Here is an 11,327-nt window from a genome sequence, read left to right on the forward strand (position 1 = left end):
CCCTATTCGGCCGCCTTCGGCAGTGTTGCCTGCGGCTTGAAGGGAAGGATGGTCGAGGCCCGCGCCTCGGGCAACGGCAACGGCGGCGGCTCGACGCCGAGCGCGCGCGCGGCGTGCCATGCCCAGCGCGGATCGAGCATGAAGGCGCGCGCATGGGCGGTGCAGTCGGCCTCGCCGTTGGCGACGATCGCCTCGGCCTGCTCGGGCTCGGTGATGATGCCGACCGCCCAGGTCTTGATGTCGGCCTCCTTGCGCACGCGCGCCGCGAAGGGCACGTGGTAGCCGGGCCCCACCGGGATCTTCTGGGCCGCGGCGTTTCCGCCGGAGCTGCAGTCGATGAAGTCGCAGCCGAGGGCCTTGAGTTGCCGCGCCGTCTCGATCGTGTCGTCTATGGTCACGCCACCTTCGACCCATTCGACGCAGGACAGTCGCACACCCAACGCCTTGTCGCGCGGCCACACCTTACGGCAGGCCTCGAACACCTCGAGAGGGAAGCGCCGGCGCTTCTCGACCGTGCCGCCATACTCGTCGCTGCGCCGGTTGCTGATTGGCGACAGGAACTGGCTGAGCAGGTAGCCGTGTGCGCCGTGCAGCTCGACGAGGTCGAAGCCGAGACGCAGGCTGCGCGACGTCGCATCGACGAAGGCCTGCTTGATGCGCTTCAGACCCGTTCCATCGAGCGCGAGCGGTGTGTGCCACTTCGCGTCGTAGGGGATCGCCGAAGCCGACATCGTCGTCCACGGGAGATCCGGCGCATCCGCCTGGGTAAGCGGGCCCCCGCCCTTCCACGGTCGCTGCGCCGACGCCTTGCGTCCGGCATGGCCGAGCTGGATGCCCAGCTTGACGTGCGGAGTCCAGCCGCGCGCCCATTCGACGACGGGCTTCAGCGCCGCCTCGTTGTCGTCGCTGTAGAGGCCGAGGCAGCCTTGCGTGATGCGGCCGTCGCGCTCGACATGCGTCGCCTCGAAGCAGAGCAGACCCGCACCCGACATGGCGAGCGAGCCGTAGTGGACCTGATGCCAGGGCTGCGCGCTGCCATCCACCGCCGAATACTGGCACATCGGCGAGACGACGATCCGGTTGGGCAGCGTGACGCCGCCCAGGTCGACTGGCGTGAAGAGCTTCGCGGTCATGGTCTATCCAGTGATCGAGGGTCCGGCCTCGTGGCCGAGCCACTCCTCGATGAGGCGGCGAGCAATCGAATCGCGGCGCGGCATGAAGAACGAGCCGTCTTTGGGCAGGTTTTCCGGCCGAAGCTCCTCGCGGCTCATCCAGCGGGCCGATTCGAGTTCGTCCTTGTTGACGTCGAAGTCGAGCGATTCGGCCTCGGCGTGAAAGCCGATCATGACCGATGCCGGGAACGGCCAAGGCTGCGAGGAGCGATAGGTCACATTCTTCAGGCGCACGCGCACCTCCTCGTAGACCTCGCGCGCGACGGCGTCCTCGAAGCTCTCGCCCGGCTCGACGAAGCCGGCGAGCGTCGAATGCATGCCGCGCGGGAAATGCTTGCTGCGGCCGAGCAGGCACTTGTCGCCATGGTGCACCAGCATGATCACCGCGGGGTCGGTGCGCGGGAAATGCTCGGTCTTGCAGTTCTCGTTGGTGCAGATGCGAACGTGGCCGCCGCGCGTTACTTTCGTGGTAGCCCCACACACGCCGCAGTAGCGGTGCCGCTTGTGCCAGTAGGTCATGCCGCGCGCATAGGCGAGGATCGAGCCCTCGCGTGCGAACAAGAGCGCGCCCACCTGGCGCAGATCGACGAACTCGCCGAGCTCGGCGAGCGGCGTGTCCTTGCCGGTGACGTCGACGGCGAAATAGGGCGTGCCGTCGACGTAGCCCAGGAAGATCTGATGATCGGCCGACGACACGACGGCCCGCGCCATCATCCCCTGCAGGAACACCGGCTCGGGCGTGCCGCCCTTCTTGACCAGGTTTCGCTCGGTGTCGATCGGCACGAAACGCGCGGCGCCGGACGACGCCAACTCGATCATGCGTTCTTCGTTCTCGCGCTCGTGGCTCGCCCGGTCGATCTCGGCGCTGGAATAGGGGTTTCCCGGTCTCTGTGACATGGCGGCAATCTGACCCTAAGCGAGCGCGCGTTCCAGTACTTGTGCGACGTGTACCGCCTGACGGTCCGCGCCATCGGCGATCTGATGACGACAGGACGTGCCGTCGGCGACGATAATCGCGTCCGGCGGCGCCTTGCGAACGGCCGGCAGCAACGACAACTCGGCCATCGCCATCGACGCCTCGTAGTGCTCGGCCTCGTAGCCGAAGCTGCCGGCCATGCCGCAGCAGCTCGACTCGATCGGCGCGACCTCGAGGCCGGGCACCAGCGACAGCGCCTCCTGCACCGCGCCCATCGCGCCAAACGCCTTCTGATGGCAATGGCCGTGCAGCAACGCCTTCTTCTGCGGCAGAGGCACGAGGTCGAGCGCGAGCCGCTCCGCTCTCTTTTCGCGCACCAGGAATTCCTCGAACAGCATCACGCCTTCGGCGGTGCGCCGCGCCGGCTCGCCGAGGCCGAGCGCCAGGAATTCGTCGCGCATGGTGAACAGGCAGGAGGGCTCCAGCCCGACCACCGGTACGTCGCGCAGGATGAAGGGGTAGAGCGCCTCCAGCACCCGCATCGCCTCGCCGCGCGCGCGGTCGACCTGACCGGTCGCGAGGAAAGTGCGCCCGCAGCACAGCGCCGGCGCACCGATGGTTGGCCAGGCCACGGCGACGCGATGGCCGGCCGCCTCCAGCACGCGCCGCGCGGCGTGCAGGATCTCCGGCTCGAAATTGTTGGAGAAGGTGTCGGCGAAGATCGCGACGGTGGCGTCCCCGGCATCGACATCGGTCGTCGCGAGGAAGGTGTCGCGGCGCCAGTTCGGCAACTTGCGCTGCCTGGCAAAGCCGAGATAGGACTGGACGACCCACGCGAGGTTGAACAGCCACGGCATGCGGCGTGCCCAAGGCGCGATCTCGGGCAGGCTGCCGATCATCCTGTCGCGCCAGCTGAGCCCCTTGCTCATGCGCCGTGCCGACTTGACCTCGATCTTCATGCGCGCCATGTCGACACCGGTCGGGCAATCGCGCTTGCATCCCTTGCAGCTCACGCAAAGATCGAGAGCCCTCGCGACGTCGTTGGACAGCAGCGCATCTGGACCGAGCTGGCCTGACAGCGCGAGGCGCAACGTGTTGGCGCGGCCGCGCGTCAGGTGGATCTCGTCCCGGGTGACGCGGAAGGAGGGGCACATCGTGCCCGCGTCGAACTTCCGGCAGTGACCGTTGTTGTTGCACATCTCGGCGGCCTTGGCGAAACCGCCGGTCGGGTCGCCGCCGCTGCCGGGCTCGGAGAGGTGTTCGGTTCGGGGATCGTTCTGCACGTCCCACGCCGACCAGTCGAGCGCGGGCTTGTAATCGACGGCGCGATAGCCGGGCTTGAAGCGGAACAGCGTGCGGTCATCCATGCGGCTGGGTCGCACGATCTTGCCGGGATTGAGCCGGCCCTCGGGATCGAACGCGTCCTTGATCGCCTCGAAGGCCCTGGTGAGACGCGGGCCGAACTGCCAGCTCACCCACTCCGAGCGCACCAGCCCGTCGCCGTGCTCGCCCGAGTAGGCGCCCTTGTACTCGCGCACCAGGGCCGAGGCTTCCTCGGCGATCGCCCGCATCCTGTCGGCGCCGTCGCGGCGCATGTCGAGGATCGGCCGCACGTGCAGGGTGCCGACGCTGGCGTGCGCGTACCAGGTGCCGCGCGTGCCGTGCTTCTCGAAGACCTGCGTGAGACGTGCCGTGTAGTCCGCCAGATGCTCCAGCGGCACGGCGCAGTCCTCAATGAAGGACACCGGTTTGCCGTCGCCTCTCATCGACATCATGATGTTGAGGCCCGCCTTGCGTACCTCCCACAGCTCGGCCTGCGGCCGCGGCTCAGGCATCTCGACCACGCTGCCGGGCAGGCCGAGATCGGCCATCAATTCGACCAGCCGCGCGAGATCGCGCAGCTGGTCGTCGTGCTCCTCGCCGGCGAACTCGACCAGCAGGATCGCTTCGGGGGCACCAATCAAGGCCCGTTCGATCACCGGCCGGAAGGCCGGGTTTGCGCGCGCCAGCTCGATCATGGTGCGATCGACCAGCTCGACGGCGGTGGGCTTCAGCTTGACGATGTGCTGGGCCGACTCCATCGCCTTGTAGAAGGTGGGGAAGTTCACCACGCCCAGCGCTTTGTGCTTCGGCAGCAGTGCGAGCTTCAGGGTCAGCCGCTCGGTGACGGCGAGCGTGCCCTCGCTGCCCACCAGCAGGTGCGCTAGGTTCAGCGAATTGTCGGTCGTGTAGGGCCGCTCCGACTGGGGGAAGAATATGTCGAGGTTGTAGCCGCCGACGCGGCGCAGCACTTTGGGGTACATGCGCGCGATCTCCTCGCGCTCGGCGAAGGCAAGCGCCGCCGCCTTGTCGGCGATGGCGCGAACGGTGGGCGCCATGTCCTCCGGCCGCCGCGAATCGAAGCGCGCGCGCGTGCCGTCGGCCAGGACGGCGTCGATGGCAGCGACGTTGTGCACCATGTTGCCGTAGCGGATCGAGCGGCTGCCGCAGGAATTGTTGCCGGCCATGCCGCCCAGCGTGCACTGCGCCGACGTCGAGACGTCGACCGGATACCACAGGCCGTGCGGCCGCAGCCAGGCGTTGAGCTGGTCGAGCACGACGCCGGGCTGCACCGTGACCTCGGCGCGATCCTTGTCGAAGCCGACGACCGCGCGCATGTACTTCGAGAAATCGACGACCAGCGCCTCGCCCACCGTCTGGCCGCACTGCGAGGTGCCAGCGCCGCGCGGCAGGATCGCCGCCCCGGCATCGCGCGCCACGTCGAGCGCCAGCGCGAGGTCCGTCTCGTCGCGCGGCACGACGATGCCGACTGGCTCGACCTGGTAGATCGAAGCGTCGGTCGAATAGCGCCCGCGCGACGCTCTGTCGAACAGGACGTCGCCCTTGATGGTCCGGCGCAGGTCTTGTTCGAGCGCGCTCACGGCTGCCCCATCGTCTCCATCACGGCCGCCAGCTTGGCCCGCAGGTGCTTCACCAGCAGGTCACGTAGCCTGTCGCTATCGCGGGCGGCAAGGGCGGCGACCATGGAACGGTGTTCCGCGACCGCCTTGTCCCACTTGCGGCAATTGAGATTCGACCGAAAGCGCAGCGCATGCAGCCGCGCATTGAGCGTGCGATAGCTCTGCGTCAGCACCGGATTGCCGGCGATGGCGTTGATGCGGTCATGGATGGCCCGGTTGATGCCGTAGTATGTCGGCAGGTCGCGCCGCTCGTGAGCGACTTCCATGTCCGCCTGCAGGGTACGCAGGTCGACGATATCGCGGTCGGTGACGCGGCCCGCCGCCAGCTCGCCGGCCAGCCCCTCGAGCGACGCCATGACCTCGAACGCATGCCGCACGTCCTCGCGCGACAGCGCCACGACCTGGACGCCTCGATTGGGCAGCTGCGCCAGCAGGCCTTCGGCCGCCAGCATGCGGAAAGCCTCGCGCAGCGGCGTGCGCGAGACGCCGAGCCGTTCGCTGAGCTCACGCTCGTTGAGCCGCGCCCCCGGGGCCAACACGCCTTCGATGATCAGCGTGCGCAACCGTTCGGCGGCGGCTTCCGGCAAGGTGGTCCGCGAAATGGCGAGGGTCGAGCCGTCCATCTGGACTCAAGTTGGCATATTGTATACCAAATGGAAACAGCCTCGATGGAAGGGAGCCCCATGCGCTTGAACTCGCATCCCAGCGGACGGCATTTCCTGCAGATTCCCGGCCCGACCAACGTGCCCGACCGCATCCTGCGGGCGATGGATCATCCGACCATCGATCACCGCGGCCCCGAGTTCAACACGCTCGCTAAGAAGATCCTGCGCAGCGTGCGCCAAGTCTTCCAGACCCGCCAACCGGTCGTCGTCTTTCCCGCTTCCGGCACGGGCGCGTGGGAGGCCGCGCTGGTCAACACCCTCTCGCCCGGCGACCTGGTGCTGATGTGGGAGACCGGCCATTTTGCCTCGCTGTGGAAGAAGATGGCCGACCGGCTGGGCATCAAGTCGGAGTTCATGGGCGGCGACTGGCGCAAGCCGGCCGACCCCGCGGCGATCGAGAAACGACTGAAGGACGACACCGATCACGCCATCAAGGCCGTCTGCATCGTGCACAACGAGACCTCGACCGGCGTCGTCAGCGACGTCAGCGCGATCCGCCAGGCCATCGACGGCGCCAGGCATCCGGCGCTCCTCCTCGTCGACACGATCTCGTCCTTGGGATCGATCGACTACCGCCACGACGCCTGGGGCGTCGACGTCACGGTGGCCGGCTCGCAGAAGGGCCTGATGTTGCCGCCCGGCCTCTCCTTCAATGCCGTGAGCGAGAAGGCGGTCGCGGCGTCGAAGGGCTCGAAGATGCCGAAGTCGTTCTGGAACTGGGAAGAGATGATCTCGGCCAACGCCAACGGCTGGTTCCCCTACACGCCCGCCACCAACCTCCTCTATGGCCTCAACGAGGCCTGCGACATGCTGCTGGAGGAAGGGCTCGACGCGGTGTTCGCGCGCCATGCGCGCCACGCCGAGGCGACGCGCACGGCCGTCAAGGCCTGGGGACTGGAGATCCTGTGCAGCGACCCCGGCGCCTATTCGGGTTCGCTCACCGCGATCCTGATGCCCGAGGGCCACGATGCCGACGCCTTCCGCAAGGTGGCGCTCGAGAACTTCAACCTGTCGCTCGGCCAGGGCCTCAGCAAGGTCGCCGGCAAGGTGTTCCGCATCGGCCATCTCGGCGACTTCAACGACCTGATGCTGATGGGCACGCTCTCGGGCGTCGAGATGGCGCTCGGGCTCGCCGGGGTGCCGCACGAGACGGGCGGGGCGCAGGCCGCCCTCACCTACCTGCGCGACACCGCGCCGGGCGCCCGGCAATCGTGATGCGCCTCTACGTCACGCCGGCCTCGCCCTGGGTCCGGCGCGTCAGGGTGTGCATCCTCGAGCTGGGCATCGAGGACCGCTTCGAGTTCGTACAAACACGGTGGCCGCACAGCTGGGGGACGCAGACGGTCGCCATGCCGGCCGACTTCACGGCCGCCACGCCCGTCCTGCGCATTCCCACGCTCGTCGCCGATGACGTGACTCTCACCGACTCCCATGCGATCTGCGACTACCTGAACGACAGGTTCGGCGGATTCCGACTGCTGCCGCGCGACGGCGAGGCGCGATGGCAGGTGCTGCCGGTCGTCGCGATCGCGAACGCGATCCTGGAGGCGCAGATCATGCGCCGCGCCGAGACCTTGCGCCCCGACAACGAGCGCTCGCACGACTTCATCGCCAAGATGCGCGACCGGCAGCATCGCTGCTTCGCCGCGCTGGAAGGGGAGTTGCCCCGCTTCGCCGCTTCATTCGACCTGGCCCAGATCACTGCCGCCATCGCCTGCGGCTACGACGATTGGCGCTACGGGCCGGACTGGCGGGCGACCGCCCCACGGCTGGCCGCCTGGTACGACGGGATCGCGCGGCGGCCGTCGATGCAGGCGACGCAACCGTCGGAAACACCGCAGAGCTAACGCAGCAGGCAGGCCACGTGATGACCCGGTGCGACCTCGCGCAACGCCGGGACGGTGATCCTGCACTCCGGCCTGACATGTGGACAACGGGTATGGAAATGGCAGCCGGGCGGTGGCTTGGCCGGGCTCGGCACGTCGCCCTGGACGATCGCCTTCTTCTTGCGCCGCCGCCTGGGGTCGGGTGCGGTGGCGGCCGACAGCAGAGCCTCGGTGTAGGGGTGCAGCGGATTGGTGAACAGCGTGCGCTTGGTCGTCAGTTCGACGATGCGGCCGAGATACATCACGGCGATGCGATGGCTGATGTGCCGCATCACCGCGAGGTCGTGGCTGATGAAGAGATAGGCGAGGCCGTACTCCTCCTGCAGGTCGATCAGCAGGTTCAGCACCTGTGCCTGCACCGACACGTCGAGCGCCGACACCGGCTCGTCGGCCACGATCAGGTCGGGATTGACCGACAATGCCTTGGCAATGCCCAGTCGCTGGCGCTGGCCGCCCGAGAATTCGTGGGCGAACTTGCGCATCGAATCGGGTCGCAGTCCGACGCGCCGGAACAGCGCGGCGACCCGTTCATCGCGCTCCTTGCCGCGCGCGATGTCGAAATTCTCCAATGGCTCGCCGACGATGGTGCCGGCCGCCAGGCGTGGGTTCATCGACGAGTACGGGTCCTGGAAGATGGTCTGGATGCGCCGCCGGTGCGGCCACATCGCGCCGGGCTTGAGCTGCGTCACGTCCTCGCCGCCCAGCAGGATACGGCCTGATGTCGGCTCGACGAGCTTCAGCACCGTCTTGCCGATGGTCGACTTTCCGCACCCGGATTCGCCCACCAGGCCCAGCGTCTCGCCCTTGGCTATGGCAAAGCTCACGCCGTCAACCGCCTTCACCGCGCCGACACGCCGCTGCAGGAGCCCGCCGTGGATCGGGAAATGCTTCACTAGGTCCCTGACCTCGAGGACAGCGCTCATGGCCGTGCCTCCCAGCACGCCACGGTGTGACCGTCGCCGGCATCGACGAAGGGCGGTGCGTCGCGGCGGCAGCGATCCGTCGCGAGGCTGCAGCGCGCGGCAAAGGCACAGCCGACGATCGGCTTGGTGAGAATCGGCACCAGACCCGGAATCTCCTGCAGGCGCGGCCGGCTGCCTGCGGCGTCGGCCTCGACGTCGAGTCGCGGGATCGCCTGCATGAGCCCGCGCGTATAGGGGTGCAGCGGATTGTCGAACAGCGCCTCGACCGGCGCCTCCTCGACCTTGCGCCCGGCATACATCACGACCACTCGCTGGGTCGTCTCGGCGACGACGCCGAGATCGTGTGTGATCAGCACGATCGCCGTGCCGGTCTTCTCCTTGAGTTCCAGCATGAGATCGAGAATCTGCGCCTGGATGGTGACGTCGAGCGCGGTGGTCGGCTCGTCGGCGATCAGCACCTGCGGATCGCAGCTCAACGCCATGGCGATCATCACGCGCTGTCGCATGCCACCCGAGAGCTGGTGCGGATATTCGCCGAGCCGCCGCCGCGCGTCGGCGATGCGCACCAGGTCGAGCATCTGGAAGGCGCGCTCGCGCGCCCGTTTCCACGAGACGTTGAGGTGCCGCACAACGTTCTCGGCGATCTGCGTGCCAACCGTCAGCACCGGATTGAGGCTGGTCATCGGCTCCTGGAAGATCATCGAGATGCGGTGGCCGCGCAGGCCCTTCATCTCCTCCTCACCCAGGCCCGTCAGCTCGCGCCCCTCGAAGCGGATCGAGCCCGAGGCGATGCGGCCGGTCTCCGGTGGGATGAGACGCAGGATGGAAAGCGCCGTCACCGACTTGCCGCAGCCCGATTCGCCGACAATGCCCAGCGTCTCGCCGCGTTCGACGTCAAACGACACGCCGTCGACCGCGCGCACCACGCCGTCGAGCGTGTGGAATTGCGTGCGCAGGTCCCTGACCTCGAGGATGGCACTCACAGTCGTCTCGCCAGCCGCGGATCGAGCCGGTCGCGCAGTCCGTCGCCCAGCAGGTTCACCGCCAGCACTGTGACCGCGAGAAAGGCGCCGGGAATCAGGATCGTCCAGGGCGCGATCTGGAAGAAGGTACGACCCTGCGCGATGATGTTGCCCCAGCTCGGCACCTCGGGCGGCACCCCGGCTCCCAGGAAGGAAAGGCTCGCCTCGACCAGCATGGCCGCGGCGCAGACATAGGTCGATTGCACGATCAGCGGCGCCAGCGTGTTGGGCAGGACGTGGCGCACCAGCAGCTTCAGGTTCCTCGTGCCGCCGGCGATGGCGCTTTCGACATAGGGTTGGGCACGGATCGCCAGCACCACCGCCCGCACGACCCGCACGATGCGCGGCACCTCGGGGATGACGATGGCGACGATGACGATGGCGAGGCCGGGCCGCGTCAGCGTGATCAGCGCGATGGCGAGCAGGATCGAGGGGATCGCCATCAACCCGTCCATGATGCGCATGACGATGGCGTCGACGGCGCGGAAGTAGCCGCAGGCGAGGCCGAGCGCGAGGCCCAGAACACTCGAGACCGCCGCCACCGACAGGCCGACGATCAGCGACACGCGCGCGCCGTAGACCGTGCGGGTGAAGACATCGCGGCCGAACTGGTCGGTGCCGAACCACCAGCGCTCCGACGGCGGGCGCAGGCGGTTGACCGGGGCGATCTTGAAGGGGTCACCGACGAAGCTCGGCCCGACGATGGCGACGAGGATCAGCGCGAGGAGCAGCGCGCCGCCGAAAGCGATGGTCGGATTGCGGCGGATCGCGACGCCGAGCGAAAAGCGTCGGGACGGCAGGGCAAGGTCGTCTGCGGCAATGGCCATCGATCAGTACCGGATGCGCGGATCGAGAAAGGCGTAGGAGATATCGATCGCCAGGTTCACCAGCACCTTGGCCGCGGCGAACACCAGAATCAGCCCCTGCACGATCGGATAGTCCCGCTTGAGCACCGCATCGACGGTGAGCCGGCCGAGGCCCGGGATGTTGAACACCGTCTCGGTGATGACTACGCCGGAGATCAGCAGGGCGATGCCGATGCCGATCACGGTGACGATCGGCACCGAGGCGTTCTTCAGCGCGTGCAGCAGCAGCACGCGGTCGGTCGCGAGGCCCTTGGCGTTGGCGGTGCGGATATAGTCCTGCTGCAGCACCTCGAGCATCGACGCCCGGGTGATGCGCGCGATCAGCGCCATGTAGGTGACGCCGAGCGCGAAGGACGGCAGGACGAGGCTCTCGACGAACGGCCAGAACCCCTCGCCGATCGGCCGGTATCCCTGCACCGGCAGGAGTTGCCACTGCAGGGCGAAGAAGTAGATCAGCACGTAGGCCAGCACGAAGACCGGCATGGCGAAGCCGAGTACGGCGAAACCCATGACCAGACGATCGACCAGCTTGCGCGCCTTCCACGCCGCCAGCACACCGATCGGAATGGCGAGCGAAACGGCGACCAGCAGTGTCGACAGGGTCAGCGCCACCGTCGGCTCGACGCGCTGGGCGATCAGCCGAGTGACCGCGAGATTGGAGAAGATCGAGACGCCGAGGTCGCCCTGCATCAGGCCCCACAGCCAGACGACGAACTGCTCGACGACCGGACGGTCGAGGCCGAGCTTGTGGCGCACCGCCTCGATCGCCTCCGCCGTGGCATCTTCACCCGCGATGATCGCCGCCGGATCGCCGGGCGCGAGGCGCAACAGGAAGAACACGAACAGCGCGACCACTGCCATCACGGGCAGGGTGGCGAAGAGACGACGGACGATATACGCGGTCATGCCGGTTCGCT

10 protein-coding genes are annotated in these 11,327 nt (G+C 67.8%); 2 read left to right on the plus strand and 8 right to left on the minus strand.

The genetic code is table 11. The features are described from left to right. Positions 1-2: 2 nt before the first annotated feature. Genes KIT25_16140 through KIT25_16155 form a run of 4 tightly spaced genes read right to left on the minus strand, consistent with a single transcriptional unit; the run spans position 3 to position 5,671 of the window. Positions 3-1,133 (minus strand): NADH:flavin oxidoreductase/NADH oxidase, encoded by a 1,131-nt coding sequence (locus tag KIT25_16140; protein UYN93578.1) that lies wholly within the window; start codon positions 1,131-1,133, stop codon positions 3-5. Between the two features lie 3 nt (positions 1,134-1,136). Beyond that, positions 1,137-2,069 carry an NAD(+) diphosphatase gene (gene nudC / locus KIT25_16145; protein UYN93579.1) on the minus strand — a complete coding sequence of 311 codons (933 nt, stop codon included), beginning with the start codon at positions 2,067-2,069 and terminating at the stop codon, positions 1,137-1,139. A gap of 15 nt (positions 2,070-2,084) precedes the next feature. Next, positions 2,085-5,009 carry an FAD-binding protein gene (locus KIT25_16150; protein UYN93580.1) on the minus strand — a complete coding sequence of 975 codons (2,925 nt, stop codon included), beginning with the start codon at positions 5,007-5,009 and terminating at the stop codon, positions 2,085-2,087. Then, positions 5,006-5,671, minus strand: a complete 666-nt coding sequence (locus KIT25_16155; protein UYN93581.1) for a GntR family transcriptional regulator — start codon at positions 5,669-5,671, stop codon at positions 5,006-5,008. Before KIT25_16155 ends, KIT25_16150 begins: the two co-directional genes overlap by 4 nt. 45 nt (positions 5,672-5,716) lie before the next feature. On the opposite strand from KIT25_16155, the gene KIT25_16160 reads away from it, so the two are divergent. Both KIT25_16160 and KIT25_16165 read left to right on the plus strand, forming a co-directional pair. Then, a complete protein-coding gene (locus KIT25_16160) occupies positions 5,717-6,928 on the plus strand; it encodes an aminotransferase class V-fold PLP-dependent enzyme (protein ID UYN93582.1) in 1,212 nt (403 codons plus the stop codon). After that, a complete protein-coding gene (locus KIT25_16165) occupies positions 6,928-7,560 on the plus strand; it encodes a glutathione S-transferase family protein (protein ID UYN93583.1) in 633 nt (210 codons plus the stop codon). Before KIT25_16160 ends, KIT25_16165 begins: the two co-directional genes overlap by 1 nt. Here the strand turns inward: KIT25_16165 and KIT25_16170 are convergent. The 4 genes from KIT25_16170 to KIT25_16185 are packed head-to-tail and all read right to left on the minus strand — an operon-like array spanning position 7,557 to position 11,316. Beyond that, entirely contained in the window at positions 7,557-8,522 is a 966-nt protein-coding gene (locus KIT25_16170) for an ATP-binding cassette domain-containing protein (protein UYN93584.1), read from the minus strand. The two genes, KIT25_16165 and KIT25_16170, sit on opposite strands and share 4 nt — an antisense overlap. After that, on the minus strand, positions 8,519-9,505 hold the full coding sequence (locus tag KIT25_16175; protein ID UYN93585.1) for an ABC transporter ATP-binding protein: 987 nt from the start codon (positions 9,503-9,505) through the stop codon (positions 8,519-8,521). Before KIT25_16175 ends, KIT25_16170 begins: the two co-directional genes overlap by 4 nt. After that, positions 9,502-10,371 (minus strand): ABC transporter permease, encoded by an 870-nt coding sequence (locus KIT25_16180; protein UYN93586.1) that lies wholly within the window; start codon positions 10,369-10,371, stop codon positions 9,502-9,504. Before KIT25_16180 ends, KIT25_16175 begins: the two co-directional genes overlap by 4 nt. A 3-nt stretch (positions 10,372-10,374) precedes the next feature. Beyond that, positions 10,375-11,316 carry an ABC transporter permease gene (locus KIT25_16185; GenBank protein UYN93587.1) on the minus strand — a complete coding sequence of 314 codons (942 nt, stop codon included), beginning with the start codon at positions 11,314-11,316 and terminating at the stop codon, positions 10,375-10,377. Positions 11,317-11,327 lie beyond the last annotated feature (11 nt).

Origin of the sequence: Enhydrobacter sp. (assembly GCA_025808875.1) — a bacterium.
GTDB lineage: Bacteria > Pseudomonadota > Alphaproteobacteria > Reyranellales > Reyranellaceae > Reyranella.